Source organism: Kitasatospora misakiensis (genome assembly GCF_042656005.1).
Lineage (GTDB): Bacteria > Actinomycetota > Actinomycetes > Streptomycetales > Streptomycetaceae > Kitasatospora > Kitasatospora misakiensis.
Window position 1 is genome coordinate 25,138 of record NZ_JBHSOF010000036.1, and the last position, 22,906, is coordinate 48,043.

The 22,906-nt window shown below is 74.1% G+C and carries 19 protein-coding genes, 1 tRNA gene and 1 pseudogene; 15 read left to right on the forward strand and 6 right to left on the reverse strand.

Annotation, left to right across the window (positions count from 1 at the left end; all coding sequences use genetic code 11):
- Positions 1-308: 308 nt before the first annotated feature.
- The 4 genes and pseudogenes from ACFP3U_RS24520 (at position 309) to ACFP3U_RS24535 (ending at position 6,105) form a co-directional block, all read left to right on the forward strand.
- On the forward strand, positions 309-2,531 hold the full coding sequence (locus tag ACFP3U_RS24520; protein ID WP_380227802.1) for a (Fe-S)-binding protein: 2,223 nt from the start codon (positions 309-311) through the stop codon (positions 2,529-2,531).
- Positions 2,532-2,851: 320 nt separating this feature from the next.
- Positions 2,852-3,916, forward strand: a pseudogene (gene manB, locus ACFP3U_RS24525) (mannose-1-phosphate guanylyltransferase); the annotation flags it as partial.
- Positions 3,917-4,109: 193 nt separating this feature from the next.
- Complete coding sequence (locus ACFP3U_RS24530) at positions 4,110-5,078, forward strand: YIP1 family protein (protein WP_380227803.1); 969 nt, start codon at positions 4,110-4,112, stop codon at positions 5,076-5,078.
- Between the two features lie 136 nt (positions 5,079-5,214).
- Positions 5,215-6,105, forward strand: coding sequence for an alanyl-tRNA editing protein (locus tag ACFP3U_RS24535; protein WP_380227804.1), 891 nt, complete (start codon positions 5,215-5,217; stop codon positions 6,103-6,105).
- A gap of 69 nt (positions 6,106-6,174) precedes the next feature.
- On the opposite strand, the gene dcd is transcribed toward ACFP3U_RS24535, so the two are convergent.
- Both dcd and ACFP3U_RS24545 read right to left on the reverse strand, forming a co-directional pair.
- On the reverse strand, positions 6,175-6,750 hold the full coding sequence (gene dcd, locus ACFP3U_RS24540; protein WP_380227805.1) for a dCTP deaminase: 576 nt from the start codon (positions 6,748-6,750) through the stop codon (positions 6,175-6,177).
- Between the two features lie 82 nt (positions 6,751-6,832).
- On the reverse strand, positions 6,833-6,991 hold the full coding sequence (locus ACFP3U_RS24545; protein ID WP_380227806.1) for a hypothetical protein: 159 nt from the start codon (positions 6,989-6,991) through the stop codon (positions 6,833-6,835).
- Between the two features lie 339 nt (positions 6,992-7,330).
- Between ACFP3U_RS24545 and ACFP3U_RS24550 the strand changes: the two genes are divergently transcribed.
- Positions 7,331-7,404, forward strand: a tRNA-Gly gene (locus tag ACFP3U_RS24550).
- A gap of 66 nt (positions 7,405-7,470) precedes the next feature.
- Here the strand turns inward: ACFP3U_RS24550 and ACFP3U_RS24555 are convergent.
- The 3 genes from ACFP3U_RS24555 to ACFP3U_RS24565 form a co-directional block, all read right to left on the reverse strand.
- On the reverse strand, positions 7,471-8,121 hold the full coding sequence (locus ACFP3U_RS24555; protein WP_380227808.1) for a TetR/AcrR family transcriptional regulator: 651 nt from the start codon (positions 8,119-8,121) through the stop codon (positions 7,471-7,473).
- Between the two features lie 452 nt (positions 8,122-8,573).
- Positions 8,574-9,218, reverse strand: coding sequence for a response regulator (locus ACFP3U_RS24560; RefSeq protein ID WP_380227809.1), 645 nt, complete (start codon positions 9,216-9,218; stop codon positions 8,574-8,576).
- On the reverse strand, positions 9,215-10,522 hold the full coding sequence (locus ACFP3U_RS24565) for a sensor histidine kinase (protein WP_380227810.1): 1,308 nt from the start codon (positions 10,520-10,522) through the stop codon (positions 9,215-9,217). The genes ACFP3U_RS24560 and ACFP3U_RS24565 overlap by 4 nt, the downstream gene beginning before the upstream one ends.
- Positions 10,523-10,774: 252 nt before the next feature.
- Here ACFP3U_RS24565 and ACFP3U_RS24570 point away from each other — a divergent pair, with 252 nt between their 5' ends.
- The 7 genes from ACFP3U_RS24570 to ACFP3U_RS24600 all read left to right on the forward strand — a co-directional run bounded on the left by ACFP3U_RS24570 (position 10,775) and on the right by ACFP3U_RS24600 (position 17,859).
- Entirely contained in the window at positions 10,775-11,338 is a 564-nt protein-coding gene (locus ACFP3U_RS24570; RefSeq protein WP_380227811.1) for a GlcG/HbpS family heme-binding protein, read from the forward strand.
- Positions 11,339-11,694: 356 nt separating this feature from the next.
- Positions 11,695-12,108, forward strand: coding sequence for a YunG family protein (locus ACFP3U_RS24575; protein WP_380227812.1), 414 nt, complete (start codon positions 11,695-11,697; stop codon positions 12,106-12,108).
- Positions 12,109-12,299: 191 nt separating this feature from the next.
- Positions 12,300-13,184, forward strand: coding sequence for an NAD(P)-dependent oxidoreductase (locus tag ACFP3U_RS24580; RefSeq protein ID WP_465261973.1), 885 nt, complete (start codon positions 12,300-12,302; stop codon positions 13,182-13,184).
- A 154-nt stretch (positions 13,185-13,338) separates the two neighbouring features.
- A complete protein-coding gene (locus ACFP3U_RS24585; protein WP_380227813.1) occupies positions 13,339-13,920 on the forward strand; it encodes an NAD(P)H-dependent oxidoreductase in 582 nt (193 codons plus the stop codon).
- A gap of 250 nt (positions 13,921-14,170) precedes the next feature.
- Complete coding sequence (locus tag ACFP3U_RS24590; protein WP_380227814.1) at positions 14,171-15,475, forward strand: LPXTG cell wall anchor domain-containing protein; 1,305 nt, start codon at positions 14,171-14,173, stop codon at positions 15,473-15,475.
- Positions 15,476-15,672: 197 nt separating this feature from the next.
- On the forward strand, positions 15,673-16,956 hold the full coding sequence (locus tag ACFP3U_RS24595; RefSeq protein ID WP_380227815.1) for a hypothetical protein: 1,284 nt from the start codon (positions 15,673-15,675) through the stop codon (positions 16,954-16,956).
- 105 nt (positions 16,957-17,061) lie between these two features.
- Entirely contained in the window at positions 17,062-17,859 is a 798-nt protein-coding gene (locus ACFP3U_RS24600; protein ID WP_380227816.1) for a MerR family transcriptional regulator, read from the forward strand.
- 49 nt (positions 17,860-17,908) lie between these two features.
- Here ACFP3U_RS24600 and ACFP3U_RS24605 read toward each other — a convergent pair whose 3' ends face one another.
- The gene (locus ACFP3U_RS24605) at positions 17,909-18,919 is read right to left on the reverse strand and encodes a DJ-1/PfpI family protein (RefSeq protein ID WP_380227817.1); all 1,011 of its coding nucleotides are present in this window, start codon (positions 18,917-18,919) and stop codon (positions 17,909-17,911) included.
- Positions 18,920-19,171: 252 nt separating this feature from the next.
- On the opposite strand from ACFP3U_RS24605, the gene ACFP3U_RS24610 reads away from it, so the two are divergent.
- The 3 genes from ACFP3U_RS24610 (at position 19,172) to ACFP3U_RS24620 (ending at position 22,838) form a co-directional block, all read left to right on the forward strand.
- Complete coding sequence (locus ACFP3U_RS24610) at positions 19,172-20,503, forward strand: hypothetical protein (RefSeq protein ID WP_380227818.1); 1,332 nt, start codon at positions 19,172-19,174, stop codon at positions 20,501-20,503.
- Between the two features lie 152 nt (positions 20,504-20,655).
- Entirely contained in the window at positions 20,656-21,342 is a 687-nt protein-coding gene (locus ACFP3U_RS24615) for an RNA polymerase sigma factor (protein WP_380227819.1), read from the forward strand.
- Positions 21,339-22,838, forward strand: a complete 1,500-nt coding sequence (locus tag ACFP3U_RS24620) for a hypothetical protein (protein ID WP_380227820.1) — start codon at positions 21,339-21,341, stop codon at positions 22,836-22,838. Before ACFP3U_RS24615 ends, ACFP3U_RS24620 begins: the two co-directional genes overlap by 4 nt.
- Positions 22,839-22,906 lie beyond the last annotated feature (68 nt).

Genomic DNA, 22,906 nt, shown 5'->3' on the forward strand with positions numbered 1-22,906 from the left:
CGGAAGAGTTGAGCTTTACAGGCTCAAGGATGCACGACGGGACGGGAAGCGTCAACAGCTATGAGTCCGAGCGGCTCAACTTTGGTGAGCCGACGGTGAGCCGGTGCTCCGTCGGAGGGGTGCCTTCCGGGTGGAACGGCGGCCCCGGGCGTGCGTCCACGTGACTGCCGCCATACCTTGAGCATCTTCAGGAGAAGTGTTGCCCACCGGTAATGTCCGGGCCGTCGGCCCGGGAAGTTACCGACGAGTACACTGCCCCGTAGACACTGCACACCCGCAACAAGCAAGCCGCAGGAGACGGAGAGCCGATGCAGCTAGCAGCGATCGTCATCTCGCTGGTCACGTTCGTGGTCGGCACCGCGCTCGCCGCTCGTGCGGCGCTGTACATCTACCGGGTGGTGCGGACCGGCCAGCCGGACCCCGGCCGCTTCGGGCAGCCCGCGCAGCGGGTGAAGACCGTGGCCGTGGAGTTCGTCGGCCACACCCGGATGAACCGCTGGGGGATCGTGGGCATCGCCCACTGGTTCGTCGCGGTCGGCTTCTTCACCCTGGGCCTGACCCTGCTCACCGCGTTCTTCCAGCTGTTCGACGCCGAGTTCGTGCTGCCGGTGCTCGGCGGCTGGCTGCCGTACGAGCTCTTCACCGAGCTGGTCGGCACCCTCACCACGCTGGGCATCGCGACGCTGATCGTGATCCGCCTGCTGAGCCTGCCCGGCCGGGCAGGCCGCAAGTCCCGCTTCGCCGGCTCGATCGCCTGGCAGGCCTTCTACGTCGAGTACACGATCCTCGGCATCGGCCTCTGCATCATGATCCTGCGCGGCCTGGAGGGCGCGCTGGAGCACGTCGGCTCCTACGAGGCCAAGTACCTGATCTCCTACCCGCTGGTGGTGGCCTTCCGCGGCCTCTCCGAGGGGACGCTGGAGAACCTGGTCTACGTCTTCGCGATGCTGAAGATCTGCATCTCCTTCGCCTGGGCGATCACCATCGGCATCAACCCCTCGATGGGCGTCGCCTGGCACCGCTTCCTGGCCTTCTTCAACATCTACTTCAAGCGCGAGGAGGACGGCTCCACCGCGCTCGGTGAACTGCGTCCGATGACCAGCGGCGGTCAGCCGATCGACTTCGAGGACCCGGCCGACGACGCCGTGTTCGGCGTCTCCCAGGTCGAGCACTTCTCCTGGAAGGGCATCCTCGACTTCTCCACCTGCACCGAGTGCGGCCGCTGCCAGTCGCAGTGCCCGGCCTGGAACACCGGCAAGCCGCTCTCCCCGAAGCTGCTCATCATGAGCCTGCGCGAGCACGCCTTCGGCAAGGCCCCCTACCTCCTGGCCGGCGGCGGCAAGGACATGGAGGGCGCGGAGAAGGCCACCGCCGAGCAGCTCAAGGACGTCCCGGCGGCCGCGCTGGCCGAGGCCGAGCGCCCGCTGATCGGCACCGCCGAAGAGAACGGTGTCATCGACCCGGACGTGCTGTGGTCCTGCACCACCTGCGGCGCCTGCGTCGAGCAGTGCCCGGTCGACATCGAGCACATCGACCACATCGTCGACATGCGCCGCTACCAGGTCATGATCGAGTCCTCGTTCCCCACCGAGGCCGGCACCATGCTCAAGAACCTGGAGAACAAGGGCAACCCCTGGGGCATGGCCACCAAGGCCCGCCTCGACTGGGTCAAGGAGCTCAAGAAGGAGACCGGCATCGAGGTGCCGGTGATCGGTGAGGACATCGACCCCGCCGAGGTCGAGTACCTGTACTGGGTGGGCTGCGCCGGCGCCCTGGAGGACCGCGCGAAGAAGACCACCAAGGCCTTCGCCGAACTGCTGCACACCGCGGGCGTGCGGTTCGCGATCCTCGGCAAGGAGGAGTCCTGCACCGGTGACTCCGCCCGCCGCCTGGGCAACGAGTTCCTCTTCCAGATGCTCGGCGCGCAGAACGTCGAGACCCTGAACGCCGCGCTGGAGGACGCTCCGGCCAAGCGGATCGTGGCGACCTGCCCGCACTGCTTCAACACCATCGCCAACGAGTACCCGCAGCTGGGCGGCCACTTCGAGGTCATCCACCACACCCAGCTGCTGCAGCACCTCATCGACGAGGGCAAGCTCGTGCCGGTCAACCCGGTCGAGGGCCTCATCACCTACCACGACCCCTGCTACCTGGGCCGGCACAACAAGGTCTACAGCCCGCCGCGCGAGATCATGGACAAGGTCCCCGGTCTGCGCCAGCAGGAGATGCACCGCCACAAGGAGCGCGGCTTCTGTTGCGGCGCCGGCGGCGCGCGGATGTGGATGGAGGAGCGCATCGGCAAGCGGATCAACACCGAGCGCGTCGACGAGGCGCTCTCCCTCAACCCGGACATCGTCTCCACCGCCTGCCCGTTCTGCCTCGTCATGCTCTCCGACTCGGTGAACGGCAAGAAGAACGAGGGCGCGGCCAAGGAGCACCTGAAGGTCGTGGACGTCGCCCAGCTGCTGCTCGACTCGGTCAAGGCGATCCCGCCGGCCGAGGCGGAGGAGCCGCAGACGGTCGACGCCTGAGACGCGTCTTGCTCGACAGGGCCGTGAACCGGCCCGGTTGTTCGACAGTTCTGCAACAACCCGCCCGGCCCGGGGGGGTGCCATCGGCGCCCGCCCGGGCCGGGCTTTTCGGGTGACGGCCTCCGGCACCCGGGCCCGTCCCGGCCGCCGACTGCCGGACCACCCGGCGGCGCTCCGGTCGGAAGGAAATACAGTAGGCGCCGGACCGGCCGTGAGCCGGTCGATCCGTTCCGGCCCCCGGAACGGCGTACAGCACACACCGCGGAGGTACCGGCCCGCCGGGCCGGGCCGCAGAGACCACAAGGGGAACAGCGCAGACCATGACCGAGGCGATCATGCTGGTCGGTGGTAAGGGCACGCGACTGCGTCCGCTGACCACCCACACCCCCAAGCCCATGCTGCCGGTGGCAGGCGTCCCGTTCATCGCGCACCAGCTGGCCCGCGCGGCGGCGGCCGGGGTCACCCGCGTGGTGCTCGCCACGTCCTACCTCGCCGAGGTCTTCGAGGACCACTTCCAGGACGGCACCCCGTACGGCATCGAGCTGGTCTACCTGACCGAGCGCGAGCCGCTCGGCACCGGCGGCGCGATCCGCAACGCGGCCACCGGGCTCACCTGCGGCCCCGAGGAGCCGGTCCTGGTCTTCAACGGCGACATCCTCTCCGGCGTCGACATCGCCGCCCTGCGCGACGGCCACGTGGCCGCCGGGGCCGACGTCACCCTGCACCTCACCCGGGTCGAGGACCCGCGCGCCTTCGGCCTCGTCCCGACCGACGAGCACGGCCGGGTGCTGGAGTTCCTGGAGAAGCCGGAGACGCCGGAGCAGATCGTCACCGACCAGATCAACGCCGGCTGCTACGTCTTCACCCGCTCCGTCATCGACCGAATCCCGACCGGCCGCGAGGTCTCCGTCGAGCGCGAGACCTTCCCCGAGCTGCTGGCCACCGGCGCGCTGCTGCGCGGCGTCGTCGACACCTCGTACTGGCTGGACCTCGGCACCCCGGCCGCCTTCGTCCGCGGCTCGGCCGACCTCGTCCTCGGCAAGGTCGACTCGCCCGCCGTCCCCGGCCCGACCGGCGACGCCCTGCTGCTGCCCGGCGCGACCGTCCGGGACGGCGCGGTGCTCAGCGGCGGCACCGTGGTCTCCGAGGGCGCGGTGGTCGAGGCCGGCGCGATCGTCGAGGGCAGCGTGATCCTGCCCGGCGCCGTCATCGGCCCCGACACCCTGGTCAAGGACTCGATCGTGGGCGCCTTCGCGACCATCGGCGACCGCACCGCGCTGGACGGCGCGGTGATCGGCGACGGTGCGATCGTGGAGTCCGACAACGAGCTGCCGAACGGCGTGCGGATCGCCTGCGGCACCCTGCTGCCGGTCGGCGCCGTCCGCACCACGGCCGGCCCGGGCGGCTGCCCGGCCGGTACCAGCGCCGCGGCGGCGGTGCACGGGCCGAAGGTCGCCGTGGGGCAGTAGGGCACCCGCGTGCCCCGCGGTGGGCCGCGGCAGTAACAGGCTCGCTGCAAACCGGACCCGGTCCGGTGCCCGGCCGCCGAGGTGCCCGCCGGGCGGGTACCTTCGGAGCGTGGCTGGCAATCGATACGACAGCGGTCAGGGCGCCGACCCCCATGGCGGGTGGTCGGCGCCCCCGCAGCACCAGGCGGCGCCCGGGGGGTACGGGCCGACGGACGGACCGGAGTACTTCACCGGCCCGCAGCAGGGCCCCGGCGGACCGTCCGCCCAGCAGGGCCCGCCGGACCCGTACGGCCCCGGCCCCCGCTCCCCGTACGCCGGGCAGCCGGACCCGTACGCACAGCCGGACCCGTACGCGGCCGACCACCCCGGGCACACCCGGGCCTTCCCGGTCGGCGCCGACCCGTACGCCGGCGAGCCGTCCTCCTACGGGCCGGGGCAGCAGGGCTGGGCTGAGGCCGGCCCGCAGCAGGGCTACGGCGAGGACAACGTCGCCGTCTACCGGGCCGGCGGCCAGTCCGCGCCGCAGGCCACCGGGCCGCGGCCGGGCTGGCGCGAGCTGCTGACCGGGCTGTTCCGCACCCCCACCGCGATCTTCGACCGCACCCGCGACCACCAGGTCTGGCTGCCCGCCGTCACGGTCTCCCTGCTGTACGGCGCCCTCGCCGTCCTAGGCCTCGGCATGACCCGCGACGACGTGGTCAACTCGACCTTCACCGTGGCCCTCACCGCCATGCTCGCGGCGGCGATCGGCTTCACCCTGGCCGGCGCCATGCTCGGCGCGGTCACGTACGCGCTGGCCCGGCAGTTCGGCGGCGACGGCCCCTGGCAGTCCACGGTCGGCCTGGCCGTGCTGATCGGCTGGGTCACCGACGCGCCCCGGCTGCTGCTGGCGCTGGTGCTGCCGGCCGACAACACGGTCGTCCAGGCGGTCGGCTGGGCGACCTGGCTGCTCTGCGCGTTCCTGCTGACCAGCATGGTCCGCCGGGTGCACGACCTGCCCTGGGGCAAGGCGGCCGGCGCGGCGGCGCTGCAGCTGCTGGCGCTGCTGGTGCTGATCAAGCTGCCGACCCTGGGCTGACCGGGGGCTGACCCGGGGCTGACCCGGGGCGCCGGGCCTCGGGGACAATGGAACACGGACCGGGCCTCGCCTCGCGGGGCCCGTTTCCATTGCCCAGTCCACCCTCACCCGCACCCTCACCCGCACGGAGCCAGGCATGACCCTCCCCACCACGCACGTCAGCTTCCCGACCGGGGCGGTGACCGGCGAGTCGACGGTGCTCGCGGTGCACCCGCTGGACGGCGGCCGGTACGCCGTGGTCACCGGGTCGACGCCGTTCCACCCGCTCGACCACACCTGGCCCGACCAGCCCGCCGACCTCGGCACGCTCACCGTGGACGGCGTCGAGCTGGCCGTCGTCGACTGCCTCACCGGCGCCGTCGGCCCGGACGGCGGCGCGCCGCTGGTCGGCGCCGATATCCCGGTCCGGCGCGGCGACGAGGAGTGGTCCTGGCTGGTCCTGCACGTCCTCGCGGCCGACCCGGGCGACATCGTCGGCCGGACCGCCGCCCTCGCCGTCGACGCCGGCCGCCGCGGGGCGCTCAGCGCCGCGCACAGCGGCTGCCACCTGCTCGCCCTCGCCCTCAACGAGGCGCTCGCGCCGCGCTGGCGCAAGGACCCGGGCCGCGCCGACGCCCTCGGCCACCCGGACTTCGACAGCCTCGCCATGGCGAGCTCGGTGATGGACACCGAGGCGAGCACCGACACCTACCGGCTCGGCAAGTCGCTGCGCAAGAAGGGCTTCACCGCCGAGGCCGCCGAGGAGTTCCCGGCGCTCGCCGACGCCCTCCCCGAGCTCACCGAGGCCGTCAACCGCCGACTGGCCGGCTGGGTCGCCGCCGACGCCCCGGTGCGCATCGACGTCCCCGGCCCGGAGCTGACCGCCCGCCGCCAGTGGCACTGCGAGCTGCCCGAGGGCGCCGCGCAGATCTTCTGCGGCGGCACCCACCTGCACCACCTGGGCGAGCTGGCCGAGCTCCGCACCGAGCTGCGGCTCTCCGAGGACGGCAGCGAGCTGGTCGCGGTCACCCGCCCGAAGCGGGCCTGAGACGCCGACGGGCGGTCACCCCTGGCGCAGGGGTGACCGCCCGTTCCGTCGTGCCGCTCGGGACAGTGCTCAGATCTTGGTGCGGTGGAAGTTCAGGTGGGAGCGGGACGGCGTCGGACCGCGCTGCCCCTGGTAGCGGGAGCCGTACCGCTCCGAGCCGTACGGGTGCTCCGACGGCGAGGAGAGCCGGAACATGCAGAGCTGCCCGATCTTCATCCCCGGGTAGAGCTTGATCGGCAGGGTCGCGACGTTCGAGAGCTCCAGCGTGACGTGCCCGCTGAAGCCGGGGTCGATGAAGCCGGCCGTGGAGTGCGTCAGCAGGCCGAGCCGGCCCAGGCTGGACTTGCCCTCCAGCCGCGAGGCGATGTCCTCGGGCAGCGTGATGACCTCGTAGGTCGACGCCAGCGCGAACTCGCCCGGGTGCAGGATGAACGCCTCGTCGCCCTCCGGCTCGACCAGCCGGGTCAGGTCCGGCTGCTCCTCGGAGGGGTCGATATGCGGGTACCGGTGGTTCTCGAAGACCCGGAAGAAGCGGTCCAGTCGCACGTCGATGCTCGACGGCTGGATCATCGCGGGGTCGAACGGGTCGATCACCACCCGGCCGTTGTCGATCTCGGTCCGGATGTCCTTGTCAGAGAGCAGCACGCTTCGAGGTTACGTGCACGACACGGCCCCGGACGAATCGTCCGGGGCCGCACCCGTCACATCTCTCCCGTGATCACCCTCGTCAGGCGAGGAACTCCGCGGCCTCCAGCCGCAGCGCCCGGGCCAGTTGCGGCTCGGACAGCTCCCGCACGTCGGCCAGCACCGAGCTCCTCAGCCGCCCGCACTGCGGACACCGGATCAGCCGGCCGGGCCCCAGCCGGGCGGGTCCGAGATTCTGCATCGGGAACGTGGTGGTGCTGAACAGGTGCCCTTCGGCACAACGAACGACGGCGCGCTGCTCCATCGATCCCCTTCCCATCCTTACCCCAGTACTCACCCGTACTCGTCGCCCCGAACGGCGGAGCCCCCGGGACCAGCGTCACATTAGGGGAAGTTCCGGACATTCCACACCAAGGCTCGCCGCCCGCACCCACCCGCCGGGGCACTCTCACGCGGCCACACAGTACGCCCCCGCCCCCACCCCCCGCGGCTCCGCCACGACCACCGCCCACCTGTGCAACGACCGTCACGGATGGGGTACAGTGAAGCCCGGATCGAGCGGTCTCTGACGGCTCGTCAAGCGGGCGTAGTTTAATGGTAGAACATGAGCTTCCCAAGCTTAGAGCGCGAGTTCGATTCTCGTCGCCCGCTCCAGTAGTGAAGGCCCAGGCCGGGACAGGGATCCCGGGCTGGGCCTTTTTCGTGTTTCGGGGGTGGGGGTCAGGGGCGGGGGTGGAGGCGGAGGAAGGCCTGGACGCCGGTGGTGACGGTGGTGCGGAGGGCGGTGTCGGAGATGGGGACGGCGCCGTAGAAGGACTGGTCGGCCGCGCCGCTGAAGGTGAGCAGGGTGAAGTGGGTGGCCGCGAGGTCGGGGTCGTCGACGGTGAGGAGGCCCTGGGCGGCGAGGCGGGCGAGGTGGTCGGCGAGGTCGCGGTGGGAGGCGAGTGGGCCGGCGGCGAGCCAGGCGGCGAGGACGTCGGGCGGGATGTTGCCGGCCTCGGCGCGGATGGTGCGGCCGAGGGCGTAGTGCTCGCCGACGGACAGGACGGCCTTGGCGCGGTCGACGGCGAAGGCGGTGAGGTCGGCCTCCAGGTCGACGATCTTGTGCAGGTGGCGGTCGGCCAGGCCGGCGATGATCTCGGTGAGTTCGCCGGCGGTCTCCAGGGCGACGGAGAGGAAGAGCTTCTCCTTGTCGCCGAAGTGGTTGTAGATGGTGCGCTTGGACACGCCGGCCTCGGTGGCGATGGCGTCGACGCTGGCCCGGGTGTAGCCCTCGCGGCCGAACACCGTGCTCGCGGCGCGGGCGATGGCCTGGCGCTTCTCCGGCATGCGGCGTGAGCCGGCGGTCGCTGCCGGGTTCGCTGTGCTCATCGGGCGGGTCCCCTCCTCGGCGTGTTGCACTACCCGGTGCAGTTTACCTGGCGGGGCGTCGAGTGCGGGTGGCGAAGAAGATGCCGAAAAGGTGCCGAAAAGCAGGGAGGCGCGGAGCGAGTCCCCCCGGACTCGCTCCGCGCCGCGTCGACGCGCGGCTCTTGAGCCGCTCCCCCCGACCGCCCCGGACTCCCGCCGTCCCCCCCTGGCGCCACTCTCCGGCGAGAGCGCTCCGCACAGGCCCGGCAAGCCCCCTTGCTGTGGGGCGTCGTTGATCTTTACGGTAACAAACCGCATGGTTGGTTTGTCAATACCCCATGTCCATGAAACATCCACAATCGGGGATGGGCGTCCGCTTGGCAAGGGGCGGCCGGGGCCGTGGGGGAATCCGATATTCCGAACGGAATGTCGGTATTCGCTCCGGTTGGTGGGTGGAGTGGCGGGCGCGCGGGTCAGCGCAGCAGGCGGCGTTCCTTGGCGACGGCCACCGCGCCCGCGCGGGTGTCGACGCCCAACTTGTCGTAGATCCGGCCCAGGTGGGTCTTGACCGTCGCTTCGCTGATGAACAGCGCGCGGGCGATCTCCCGGTTGCCGAGCCCCTGGGCGAGCTGGGCGAGGATCTCCGTCTCGCGCTCGGTGAGCTGCGGCGCCGGTGCCCGCATCTGCGCCATGACCCGCGAGGCGACGGGCGGCGAGAGCACCGTGCGGCCCTGGGCGGCCGAGTGCACCGCGGCGAACAACTCCTCCGGCCGCTCGGCCTTCAGCAGATAGCCGGTCGCCCCCGCGCCGATCGCCCGGGTGATGTCGGCGTCGGTGTCGTACGTGGTCAGCACCAGGACGTGCGGGGCGTCCGGGGCGGCGGTGATCCGCCGGGTGGCCTCCACCCCGTCGATGCCCTCGCCGAGTTGGAGGTCCATCAGCACCACCTGCGGGGTCAGCCGGGCGGCGAGCTCGACCGCCTCCTCGCCGCTGCTCGCCTCGCCGACCACCTCGATGTCGCCGGCGCTGGCCAGCAGGGCGAGCAGACCGGCCCGGACCACGGCGTGGTCGTCGCAGACCAGCAGTCGGACCGGGGACGGGGCGGGGGCGGGGTTCATCGGACGGCTCCAGGACCGTGGTGGTGGTCGGTGGTGGACGGCCTGCCCGGGGTGGCGGGGCCGAGCGGGATCGCGGCGGAGACGACGGTGCCCTCGCCGGGTGCGCTCTCCACGGTCAGGGTGCCGCCGAGCTGGCGCAGCCGGGCGCGCATGGCGGGCAGCCCATGGCCGCGGGGGGCGGCGGTGGGGGACGCGGGGGCGTCGACGGAGAAGCCGCGGCCGTCGTCGGCGATGTCCAGGACGGCCTGGTCGCCGAGGAAGGAGAGGGTCAGCGCGGCGGTCGAGGCCCCGGCGTGTTCGCGGACGTTGGCGAGCGCGCCCTGGGCGATCCGCAGCAGCGCGGACTGCGCCGCGGCCGGGAGCGGCACGGGCGCGCCGTCCAGGTGGAAGCGGACCGGCAGGCCGCTCTCGGCGGACTCCCGCTCGGCGAGCGAGCGGAGCGCCTGGTCGAGGGTGCGGCCGTCGGCGAGTTCGGCGGGCGCGAGGTCGTGGACGAAGCGGCGGGCCTCGGCGAGGTTCCGGGCGGCCACCTCGGCGGCGGTCCGGACGTGGCCGCGGGCGGTCGCCGGGTCGCCGTCCCAGGTGCGGTCGGCGGCCTGGAGCAGCATCTGCTGGCTGGAGAGGCCCTGGGCGAGGGTGTCGTGGATCTCCATGGCGAGCCGTTCGCGCTCGGCCAGGGTGCCCTCGCGCCGTTCGGTGGCGGCGAGTTCGCGCCGGGTGCGGACCAGGTCGGCGATCAGCGCCCGCTGCCGTGCGGCCTGCCGCTCCATGTACAGGAAGACGCCGGTGGCCAGCGCGGCGACGGCGGGCGGCAGCAGGAGGAGGTTGGCGTCGACCGGGCCCGGCAGCCGGACCTCGCCGACCACCACCAGCAGGGTGAGCGCCGCGACCAGCGGGACCGCCGCCGGCGTGGGCAGCGTCCGCAGGGCGGTGTACACCAGCGGGACGGCGCACCAGGCGAAGCTCGGCGCGAGCAGCACCAGGACCACCCAGAGCGCGGTCACCACGGCCAGCGGCCAGGGGTGGCGGCGCTGCCCGGGGGCGGGCGGGCGGCGGTGGGCGAGCCAGGAGCCGACCGGCTGGACGACGGCCAGGGCGATGCTCAGGCCGAGCACCCAGGGGATGCGCGGGTTGCCGGGGTGGTGGGTGAGGAAGCGGCTCAGCGAGGTGGCCAGCAGGAGGAGGAACGCGGAGTCGAGCAGGACGGCCAGCCGGCCGGCGTCCGGGTCGGGGGAGGCGAGCGGGGGGCTGGGGGAGGCGACCCGGGGGCCGGGGGTGTCGAGCGGGGGGCCGGGGTGGTGCACGGGGCCGCTCCTCGCTCTGTCGGGTGACAGGTGACAGGTGACAGGTGACAGGTGGCGTCGCGGGTGCCGGCCGAGCTGCGGTGATCCCTCGATGGTGACCCGTCGGGCCCGGGGGCGCATCAACCGATCGGCTGACGGGTCCGTCGTCCATCATGCCCGCGGGCGGTGTCCGGAACGTCGATGTGGCGGAGGGGGCCGCGGCCGGAGGATCGATTCCGTTCCCAGCGACACCATCCGACGAGGAGCCGGACCATGAAGAAGACCTCCGTTCGCGCCAAGGTGCTGACCGGCACCGTCGCCGCCGCCGCGCTGGCCGCCGCCACCGTCGGCGCCGTCTCGGCCAGCGCCGAGGCCACCGACACCCCGGCGGTCGCCGCCGCCGCGGTCAAGGCCGACACCCAGAACAAGAACCTCGCCCAGACCACCGGTCTGACCATCGAGGCCGCCACCAAGGCCGCCCAGGCCGCCCTGGACGCCGCCGCCAAGGCCGGCCAGCGCGTCTCGGTGGCGGTCGTCGACCGCGACGGCGTCACCCGGGTGCTGCTCAAGGGCGACGGTGCCGGTCCGCAGTCGCCGGAGTCGGCCGAGCGGAAGGCCTTCACCGCGGTCTCCTGGAACGCCCCCACCTCCGAGCTGGCCAAGCGGCTCGCCCAGGCGCCGAACCTGAAGGACATCCCGGGCACGCTGTTCCTGGGCGGCGGCGCCCCGGTGCAGTCGAAGGGCGCGCCGGTGGCGGGCATCGGTGTCGCGGGCGCCCCCAGCGGCGACCTGGACGAGCAGTTCGCGCAGGCGGGTGTCGAGGCGCTCGGTAGGTGACGCCCACCGGGTGAGGGCGCGCGGCCGGACCGCGCGCCGGAGCGGGCCCCCGACCACTCCGGCGTGCCCCGGCCGGCCCCGCCGTCGACGCCCCGGCGTGCACCTCACCCGTGCCCCGGGGCTCCGACGCGCGGCAAGCACCCCCGGTCACGCCCACGCCCCTCGCCGAGCCCCTTCGCCCCGCTCTTGCCCCGCTCTCGTCCCGCTCGCGCCCTGCTTGCGCCACCCGCAGCGCCGCGCCTCGCCGTCCGGCGGCCTCCCCGTACGGGTGAAGGTCACGCAGGTCGTCGCAGAACACGGGCTCTTTGGCCGAAAAGCCGCTGCCGCTGTCGGTGCCGCGTGGCAGGCTTCCCGCTATGACGGCGTGGACCCTCAACGACATCGAACGTGCGATCCGCTCCTCCTGGGGTGTCGACACCTGCGCGCCCGAGGACCAGGCCCACTGGCGTCCCGACAATCCCGCCCACGGCCAGTGCCGGGCGACCGCCCTGGTGGTGCACGACCTGCTGGGCGGCGAGCTGATGATGGGCGAGGTGTACACCGGCGGGGTCCGGACGGACCTGCACTGGTGGAACCGGTCCGCGGCCGGCGCGGAGGTCGACATGACCCGCTCGCGCTTCGGCCCGGACGAGCAGGTCGGCCCCGGGCGTCCGGTCGCCCGCCCGCAGCGCCCGGGCCGGCTCCAGGCCCAGTACCAGCTGCTGCGCCGCCGGGTGGTCGCGCAGTTGGAGGCCGGCGCCGTGGACGGGCACCACGCCGCGGCGGCCTGACCGGTCGGCCCGACGGCGTCCGCCCGACGGCCTCCACTCGACGGCCTCCACTCGACGGCCTCCACCCGGCGGCCTCCGCCTGACCGGTCCACCTGGCGGTCTCCCCCGGACCGGTCTCCCGGGCTGACGTACAGTCGGTTGCTCGTGGTCGGACGACCGGTCCGTCCACCGGGCGACAGTGGGAGCGTGCGATGAGCGGGACGACGGTCGGCTTCGTCGGACTGGGCGCGATGGGCCAGGGGATGGTGGCCAGCCTGGTGCGGGCCGGGCACACCGTCCGGGTCTGGAACCGCTCGCCCGAGCCGGTGGCCGCGATGGTCGCCCAGGGCGCCCTGGCGGCCGACGGGCTCGCCGACGTCTTCGCGGCCGACGTGGTCGTCTCGATGCTCGCCAACGACGCCGCCGTCGAACGGCTGCTGCTCGACCCGGCCCTGCTCGCGGGAGCCTCGGCCGGCGTGCACGTCAACATGGCCACCGTGTCGGTCGCCCTGGCCGAGCGCGCCGAGGCCATGCACGCCGAGCACGGCATCGGGTACGTCGCCGCGCCGGTGCTCGGCCGGCCCCCGGTGGCCGCCGCCGGGGAGCTCAACATCCTGGCCGCCGGGAGCGCGGACGCCCTGGCGGCGGTCGAGCCGCTGCTCGCCGCGATGGGCCGGCGCACCTGGCACTTCGGCGAGCGCCCGGCCCAGGCCAACACCGCCAAGATCAGCACCAACTTCCTGCTGGCCTGCGCGATCGAGTCGATGGCGGAGGCGTGCAGCCTGGCCGAGGCCAACGGCGTCCGGCCGACCGATCTGATCGAGATGCTCAGCAGCACCCTCTTCCCCGGTCCGATCTACTCCGGGTACGGCTCGATGGTGGCCGAACGCCGTTACGAGCCCGCCGGGTTCAAGCTGCCGCTCGGGCTCAAGGACGTCGATCTCGCGCTCACCGCCGGCGCCGCGACGCATGTGCCGCTGCCGTTCGGCAGTGTGCTGCGGGACGCGTTCCTGGACGCGCTCGCGCACGGCGACGGCGAGAAGGACTGGGCGGCGGTCGCCGCGGTCGCGCGCCGCCGGGCCGGGCTCCCCGCGTAGCGCGGCCGGGCCTGACGCCCGACCGGTGGCCCGGGCCGGGCGCCCCGAAGAGCGCCGCCGGCCCCGGTGGTGAGCGGCGTCACGGCCGGTGGGGCGGGGTGCGGCATAGGCTCGGGATCTTCGATCGCACACCTGTCCGCCCCCGGGGGTCCCGATGTCCGAGCCCAGCGACCGCGCCGACGCGCGGCGGTCCTTCCTCTTCCTCGACGCCGGCGCCCGGCCCGACGGCAACACCGCGCGGCTGGCCCGGCTGGCCGCCGAGGCGAGCCTGCCGGCCGGGGCCGAGCAGCGGTGGCTGCGCCTGGCCGACCACCCGCTGCCGCCGTTCGAGGACCTCCGGCACACGGCGGACGGCGGGTACGAACCGCCGACCGGCCACGGCCGCACCCTGCTGGACGCCACCCTGGCCGCGACCGACCTGGTCTTCGTCGCACCGCTGTACTGGTACGCCCTGCCGACCGCGGCCAAGCTCTACCTGGACCACTGGTCGGCCTGGTTGCGGGTGCCCGGCGCGGACTTCCGCGAGCGGATGGCCGGCGGCACCGTCTGGGCGGTCACCGCGTACGCCACCGAGCCGGACAAGACAGAGCCGCTGGTCGGCACCCTGCGGCTCACCGCCGAGTACATGCGCATGCGGTGGGGCGGCGCGCTGCTCGGCCACGGCAACCGCCCGGGCGACGTGCTCGGCGACGAGCGGGCGCTGATCGCGGCCAAGTCGTTCTTCGCCGACGCCTGACGGGGGTCGGGCCGCGGGGCGGCGTCCCCCCGGAAGGTTGGGGGGCAAAAGCCCCGTTGAGGGGCAGAGTTGGGCCAATCGGACACAAAGCCCCTCATGGCCGCCGTAAACCGCTACCCACCTTCCGGTGTGACCGGGGCCTTCGGTAGTCTCCGTCGCACTTTCAGCTTCGCGGGGGGATCGTGGCTCGGACGACCGCCCGGTCCACCCGCGCCCCGGGCCGCGCCCGGAGACTCCCGTGAGGTTTCCCTTGTCCATCTCCATACCTCGCAGTCTCGCCCTGGCCGGCGCCGCCGCGCTCGCCGCCTCGATGGCCCTCACCGGCGCCCAGGGTGCCGTGGCCGCGGCCACCACCGGATCGACGCCCGCCGCCGCGCCGCAGGCCGACAAGGCGACCGCCCGCTCGCTCGACCTGGCGCTGGACGGGGTGCCGCGGACCTTCGTCGCTGGCGGCGAGACCAGGCTGTTCAACTTCACCGTCGACAACAACACCAAGAGCGACTTCGTCTACTACCCGCTGCTCAAGTTCAAGAACGCCAGGGGCAGCCTGCACGCACAGCACCTCAAGGTCGAGTACCAGCTGCCGGAGTCGCTGGACAAGTCGAAGACCTGGCTGCCCGCCGCGCCCGCCCCGGGCGGCGGCGAGAGCGACGACGACGGCGTGCTGTTCCTGCTCGCCAAGCTCATCGACGACTCGGTCCCGGACTACGCGAACGCGCTGCTCGCCGTGAACAAGGGCAGCAGCGTCACCGTCACCGTGCGGGTCTCGGTCGGCAAGGACGCGCCGCTCGGCTCGGCCGGCGTGGTCCCGGTGGTCTTCGCCGCGAAGGCGGAGGGCAACCAGCCGGTCGGCGAGGGCGAGTTCAGCTGCGACGGCATCCGCGGCGAGAGCTTCAAGATCGTCGCTGGGGGCGGCGGCAAGCCGAGCCCGTCCGCGACGCCGTCGACCTCGAAGCCGACCGGCCCGACCGCCGGCCCGACCGGCAAGCCGACCGGCAGCCCCTCGGGGAGCACCACCCCGACCGCGCCGACCACGTCGGGTTCGCCGTCCGGCACCAAGCCCCCGACCGGCAGCCCGAGCGCCCCGGTCACGCCGAGCACCGGCACCAGCCCCTCGGCGAGCACCACGCCCACCGGCACCGGCAGCCCGTCGGCGAGCACCACGCCGACCGCGACGGGCTCGCCGTCCGCCACCACGACGCCGACCGGCAGCACCTCGCCGACCGCCCCCGGCAGCGCCTCGCCGAGCGCCTCCGCGACCACCGCCCCCGCGACCACCGCCCCGGCCGCCCCGGCCCCGACCGGCACCCCCGGTGACGACGACGGCGGTGTCCGGCAGCCGATCGACTTCCCGGTGAAGCTCCCGGTCGTCGCGCCGCTGCCGATCACCCCGGCGGGCGTCGCCCAGGCCCGGTCCAAGGCGGACAAGGCCCTGGCCAGCACCGGTGGCGGTGACGACACCACCGGCATCGCGATCGCCGGCGGCGCCGTCCTCGCGGTCGGTGTCGGCACCGTCGTGGTGCTCCGCCGCCGTCGCTCCGCGCAGCAGGGCTGAGCCCGCGGCCGACGGCACCCGCTGACGCACACCGCCCCGCGCTCCCGGACCACCGGGACGCGGGGCGGCTGCGTTCCGCGCCGAGGCCGGGTCCGGGCCCGCTCTTTCGGATCCTGCCCGGCGTCACGCGCCCGGCAAGATCCAGAAGCGAGGGCCTAGGATGATCCGCCGAGGGGACGGCACGGCGGACGAGGTACATGGTGCGGGTACGGAGCGCGGCGCGCTCGGCGCAACCAGGACGGTCGAGGCGCTCGACGCGGTCCGGTACGGACTACGGGTCCGCCACCGGGCGGATCGCCGGCCTGCCCGTCCGCAGGCACCACGTCCTGCTGGTGGCCTGGACGGTCGTCTGGTTCCTGCTGGTCGAGCCGAGCGGCGGGTTCTCCTGGCACTACCTGCGTCAGGGCGAGGAACTGCTCTTCAGCGGCCGACCGGACGGCGGCCTCGCGCTCTACGCCCACCACCCCGAGCTGCAGATCGGCCCGGTCAGCCTGGCCGTGGCGCGGCTCTTCGCCCCGTTCCCGACGCGGACCGGTGAGGTGCTGGCCGAGGCGGTGATGTCCGGGCTGGGGCTGGCGATGCTGGTCCTGGTGGGCCGCACGGCCGCCCGGTACCACCTGGGCACCGGCATCAACCACCGCCGGCTTCAGCAGCGGCTGCTGGTCGCGGGCCTGGCGTTCATCCCGATGTGGGTCGAGGTGTCGGTCCGCTTCGCGCACCTGGACGACGCGCTGGCGCTGTTCTTCACCACCCTCGCCGCGTACGAGCTCAGCCGGGGCCGGGCCATGGCGGTCGGCGTCTACCTGGCGCTGGCGGTGGACGCGAAACCGTGGGCGCTGGCGTTCGCGCCGCTGATCCTGGCGCTGCCCAGGTCCAGATGGGTGCGGACGGCGCTCTGCTTCGTCGGTCTGGTGGCCGTCGCCTGGCTGCCGTTCTACCTGGGTGACCTGGACACCGTGGCGGCCGCGAAGTTCACCATCCCCAACCAGACCGCCTCGGCGCTGCGCTGGTTCGGGGTGACCGATCCGTCGACGCCGTGGTGGGACCGCCCGGCGCAGTTCGCGCTCGGCCTGGGCCTGGGCACCGTGGCGGTGTGGCGCGGTCGCTGGCCGGCCGTGGTCCTGCTCGGGGCGGACGCCCGGATCCTGCTCGACCCGAGCGTCTACACCTACTACACCGCGTCGATCATGCTCGGCACGCTGCTCTGGGACACCGTCGGGCAGCGGCGGCTGGTGCCGTGGTGGAGCTGGATCGCGCTGGTCTCGCTGTACGGGGGCACGCTGTTCCTGCCGTCCGACCCGGCGCGCGGGCTGGTCCGGCTCGCCTTCGTGGTGGTCTCGGCGGGGTGCGTGCTGCTCCTGCCCACCCGCCAGCGGGGCGGCTCCGGGCGCGGCGGCTCCGGGCGGGGCGGCTCCGAGCGGCGCGTCCCGCGGCAGCGGGCGTCGGGGCCGCGCGTATCGGAGGAGCGGGCGGCGGCCTAGGCGGCTCGGAGGCTCGGAGGCTCTTCCACCGGACGCCGGAACTCGACTTGACCCTCACGCAACGGGAGGAAGGAGAGTCGTGGTCAGCACGGAGGGAGAACCCCGATGAACAGCGGTGACGACGACGGCCGCACGGGACACACGGTCGGCGCGGTGGCGAGGATCGCCAAGGTGACCGTCCGGACCCTGCACCACTACGACGAGATCGGCCTGCTCTCCCCCCGGGGGCGCACGCCGGCCGGTTACCGCCGGTACGACGAGGCCGACCTCGGACGGTTGCAGCGGATCCTGTTCTACCGCGAACTCGGGTTTCCCCTGGAAGGGATCGCGGCCGTTCTGGACGACGACTCGGTGAGCCCGAGCGAGCACCTGCGGCGCCAGCACCAGTTGCTGACCGACCGCATCGCGCATCTCCAGAAACTGGCCGCGGCCGTCGAACACGCCATGGAGGCAGAGAAGATGGGTATCCAGCTGACCCCGGAGGAGAAGTTCGAGCTCTTCGGCGAGCACTACCGCGAGGAGTGGGAGGGCGAGGCCGAGCAGCGCTGGGGCGACACCGCGGCCTGGGCGGAGTCCCAGCGCCGCACCGGTGGCTACGACAAGGCGGACTGGCAGCGGATCAAGGCCGAGGCGGACGCGCTCAACGCCCGTCTGGTCGAGCTGTTCACCGCCGGCGAGCCCGCCGACGGCGGCCCGGCCATGGACCTCGCCGAGGCGCACCGGCAGCACATCCGCGAGAACTTCTACGACTGCACCTTCGAGATCCACCGCGGCATCGCCGGGATGTACGTCGCCGACCCGCGGTTCACCGCCGTCTACGAGGAGCTCGCCCCGGGCCTCGCCCGGTGGCTGCACGACGCGATGCTCGCCAACGCGGCGCTCCGCACCGGCGAGCAGGGCTGACCGGTCTGACGAGCCTGACGGGCCTGACCGGCCTGACGAGCCCGACGGCTCACGCCGCGCCGCGGCCGAAGGAGCGGCGGTAGGCCGTCGGGGAGGTGCGCATGACGCGGCCGAAGTGGTGCCGGAAGGTCGCGGCGCTCTCGAAGCCCACGGCGCCGGCGATCTCCTCGACGGTGCCCTCGGGCGCCTCCAGCAGCGGCAGGCTGGCCGCGACGCGCTGGCTGATCACCCAGCGCATCGGGCTGGTGCCGTTGCGGGCGGTGAAGCGCCGCAGGTAGGAGCGGTCGGACATCCGGGCGGCCCGGGCCAGCCCGGTGACGGTGAGCGGGTCGGCGAGGTGGTCGAGCGCCCACTGCATCGAGCGGGCGATGCCGTCGTCGTCCTCCTCGACCGGCCGGACGGCGGCCTCGATGAACTGCGCCTGGCCGCCGTCCCGGTGCGGCGGCACGACGAACCGGCGGGCCACGCTGTTGGCGACCCTGGCACCGTGGTCGCGCCGGACCAGGTGCAGGCAGAGGTCGATCCCGGCCGCGCTGCCGGCGCTGGTCAGCACCGAGCCGCTGTCCACGTAGAGCACGTCCGGGTCGACCCGGACGGCGGGATAGCGCTGCTGCAGCAGGTCGGCGTACCGCCAGTGGGTGGTGGCCTCGCGGCCGTCGAGCAGTCCGGCGGCGGCCAGCGCGAAGGCGCCGGAGCAGATCGAGACGATCCGGGCGCCGCGCTCGTGCGCGGTGCGCAGCGCCTCGACCAGAGCGGGGGAGACCACGCCGCCGAAGGCGTTCGGGACGCCGGGGACGACGACGGTGTCGGCGGCGGCGAGGTCGTCGAGGCCGTGCTCGGCGGTGACGGTGAATCCGCCGACGGAGCGGAGCGGGGTGCCGGGGTGGTCCGCGCAGACCCGCAGCCCGTACCAGGGGGCGGCCAGCAGGCCGCTCAGCTCGGGTCGGGCCAGGCCGAACACCTCGACCACCACGCCGAGTTCGAACGGGGTCATGCCGTCGAAGGCGTAGACCGCGACCTCGTGGACCGGTTCCGGTCGCCGTCCGATGGTGACGGCCACCGGGCCGGTTCCGGGACCCCCCGAGGGACCACTCGCGTGCTGCTCGGCCATGGGAACCCCCTACGGACGGGTGGTGGCGGGATGCCGGTGAGTGTAGTCGTTCCGGCCATTCCGAAACTTTCTTCGAAACCACCCACAACTCCCCGGGGGGATGGGCGTCTGAGAGGGTGAGGGCCGATCCGGCGCGGGCGCGACCGCACCGGTGCCGGGCCTCGCTCACTGGCCGAGTCCGACTACCACGGGGAACCCACCATGCGTCCGTCCACTGTCCGGCGCCTCGTCAGGACCGTTCCGCTGGTGGCCGTCGTCGCCGGCGCGGCCGGCTACGCGCTGCTTCCGGCCGAGGCGGGCGCGGGTACCCGCCCGGCCGGGTCCGTCGCTCCGGCGCCCTTGGGCGTGGCGCTCGTCGCGCCGGTGGCCGACGCGCGGCCCGTCCCGGCGGGGACGGCGGGGACGGCCGCGACCGCGGTGGGCACGGACCCGGCGGCCACCCCGGGGGTTCCGGTGCCCGGGGCGACGGCCGCGGCCACCGCCACCCCCGGGAACGCGCCGTCCGGTGCGGCCCACCCCGCCGGACCCGGGTCGAACCCCGCCCCGGTCACCGCCCCGACCGGCGGCCCCGCCCCCGCCCCCGCCCCCGGCACCGTCCAGACCGGGCCGGAGGAGATGCCGGCGGCCGTCGCCGAGCGCGTCGACGTCGCGATCCGCTCGCTCAGCGGCAGCTGGGAGATCCGCGGCGGCGGCAACTACTTCGACTTCGAGGTGACCTGGACCAACGCCACCGAGCGGCGCTTCGACGAGATCGTCCCGGTGGTGCGGGTGCTCCCGTTCGACCACCCGGCCGCCGTCGCCCGGCTCGGCGCGACGGCCAAGGGCCTGCTGGACCGCAAGGACCTCGACGAGTGGCGGGAGGTCAAGCTGGACCAGCAGGGCGTGGACAACGGCCCCCAGCTCGGGGCGTTCGCGCTCGACCCGGGCGAGAGCCGGGCGGTCCGCTACCGCCTGACCCTGACGGCCGACAGCATGTCAGGACGGCTGCCGATCCAGGCCGAGGGCTATGTCGGCCGCGGCCCCAAGGCGGTTTCGGTCGGCGGCGCGCAGGCGCGGATGAACGTGACGGCGGGGCAGCCGGTCCGGTTCACCACGACCAGGCCGACCGACATGACCGTCGGCCGGATCCCCTCCGAGCTGCGGGTGGAGCTGGCCAACCTGGACGCCGCCGGCAACCACACCGTCGCCCCGGCCGTCGCGGTGACCGACCCGCTCGGCCGGAACACCACGCACGGCCTGGTGCCGGGCGACCTCTCCGCCGAGGTGCTGGTGGACGGCGAGTGGCGCCGGCTGGCGGGCGTCCTCGGCGCGGACGGCCTGGTCCGGCTGGACACCGCCGGGCTCACCCGGGTGCTGGCGCCGGGGGAGACGGCCGTGTACCCGTTCCGGTTCAACGTGCCGAAGGGCTGGAACGCCGGCGGCGGGCTGGAGTTCACGGTCGGCGGGGCGGTGGACGGCGGCACCCTGCCGACGCAGAAGGCCCGTCCGCGGATCACCTGGATGCTGGACGACGCCCCGAAGGCGACCTCCTAGCCGAGGCCGCGCGGTACCGCCCGACAGCCCCGAACGACCGGCCCCGCGTGATCCGATCATCCGACCGGGTCCGGTCCGCCACCCCACCGAATGACGATGTCCTGACGCGCCGGCGTGGAACCGGAGTGCCGTCGGGGGGAAAGCGAAGACGGATGTCCATGGCCATCGGGCCGGCCGCGCAGGCCGACCAGAGGCGGAGGCTCACCCTCCGCGGGCTGGTGACGCTGCTGTTCGGCGCGCGGGAGGCGCAGGGCGCGGGCGAGGTCCTCGACGTCCCGGTCGCCGCGCGGACGGTCGGTCAGCGCCGGGCCGGGTTCCTGCTGCTGCCCGGCGGCGGCCGGACGCGCGAGGCCGGGCCGACGCTGACCGACCTCTATCTCACGCACCGGCTGAGCCTGGTCCGCCTCGCGGTGCTGCTGGTCGACCATCAGGACCAGGCCGAGGACGTCGTGCAGGAAGCTTTCGCCAAGCTGTACCAACGGCACGGCGACGAGCTCGACGACCTCGACAACGCGCTGGCCTACCTGCGCACGGCCGTGGTCAACGGAGCCCGGTCGGTGCTGCGCCGGCGTCGTACGGCCCGCGAGTACGTGCCGCCGCACGAGGCGGACGCGCCCTCGGCGGAGGACCACGCCGTCCTCCACGACGAGCACCGGCGGGTGCTGGTGGCCATGCAGGAGCTGACCGCCCGCCAGCGCGAGGTGCTGGTGCTGCGCTACTGGTCCGATCTGTCGGAGTCGGAGATCGCCGAGATCCTCGCGGTGTCCCGCGGCACCGTGAAGTCCACCGCCAGCCGGGCCCTGGACGCCCTGGAGCGAAAGCTGGAGGGTGCCCGATGAGCGACGATCGGCGCCCCGGGAACGATCGCGAGCCGAACGAGCGGGGGCTGCACGGCGGCGTGGGCGGCACCGCCCAGGCCGGCGGCGAGTCCGCGATGGAGCGGCTGCTCCGGGAGGCCCTGGCGGCCCGGGCCACCCGGATCACCGCCCAGGACCTGCGCCCGGCCGACCCGCCGAAGGGCCCCCGCAACCGCCGGCGGCCCGCCTACCTGGTCGGCCTGCCGCTGATGGGGCTGGCCGCCGCGACCCTCGTCGGTGTGCTCACCGTGCCCACCGACACGCTCGCCCACAAGGGCGACGACGCGCCCGCGGCGACGATGAGCGACGGCCCGGTGCCGACCCGGGGCGGGGAGCAGCCGTCCCCGACCGGGTTCCCCGCACCGCTCGTCGGTGAGACCGATCGGCCGGCCGGGGGGCCGGCCGAAAGTCCGTCGGAGGGCCCGGGCAGCACGAGCGGGCCGGCCGTGCCCGGCGGTGCGGGGGACGCTCCCGCACCGCCGGGATCCGGGACGGGGCCGCAGCCGTCCCCGCCGCCGGGCGGGCCGACGACCGGTGCGCCGTCCGACCCGGCCCCGGCGGCGACGCCGCTGGTCTCGGTCTCTGCCTCGGTCCGTCCGGGCGGGGGCGTCGCGCTGAGCTTCGACGGCCTGGCCGGGGCGGCGGCGATCATCGGCGCCGGCCCGACGACCTTCTCGGTGACCTGGCGCAACACCACCCAGCAGCCGTACGACGCGGTGGCCCCGGTGGTGTCGGTCCGGACGCTCACCGGCGCGGTCCGCTCGGGCCGCTCGGTGCGCGGCCGGCTCCAGCGCGAGGAGGAGGGCGGCGGCTGGACCGAGGTCCCGCTGACCGTGGGCTCGGGCGCCTATCTGACCGCGGGCGACGCCGCCGCGTTCCCGCTCGCCCCCGGGGCCGCCCGGACCGTCCGCTTCCGGCTGGACCCCTCGATCGACAGCGCGGAGGGGACGCTGCTGATCGAGGCGCTGGCCCTGCTGCCGGCCACCCCGGAGCGGATCGAGGAGGGCTCGGCGCTGGCGCCCCTGCTGCTGACCAGCGCACCCGCCGCCGGCCGGATGGCGCCCGAGCTCAGGCTCAACTCGGCGCCGTACGACGGGGTGGCCGGCGGGCGGCCCAGCTCCTTCTCGATGACCGTCGGCAACCCGGGGGCCGCGCCGCTGGCCTCGGTCGTCCCGACCCTGCTGCTGACCGGGGCGGACGCGGGCAGGGTCGTCGTCGAGACCAGGTACGGCGCCGGGGTCGGGATGCGCACGCTCCCGGTCACGCCGGACGGCAGCGGCCAACTGGTGGTCGACACCTCGCTGCTGGACCGGCTGATGCGGCCGCACGACTCGAAGTACTTCGAGTTCCAGATCAGCGTTCCGGACGGGTGGAAGCCGGACGCCGACTTCGCCGTGGTGGTGGGGGCCAGGGGGGACGGCCGGGACGCCGCGCCGGTCGTGGTCCAGCCGAAGTTCGCCCCACCGGGCAGCCCCTGACCGCCCGGTGCACCAGGCAGCCCCTGACAAGAAGGCCGCCGGCGGCCCGCCCCCCTGCTCGGGGGCCG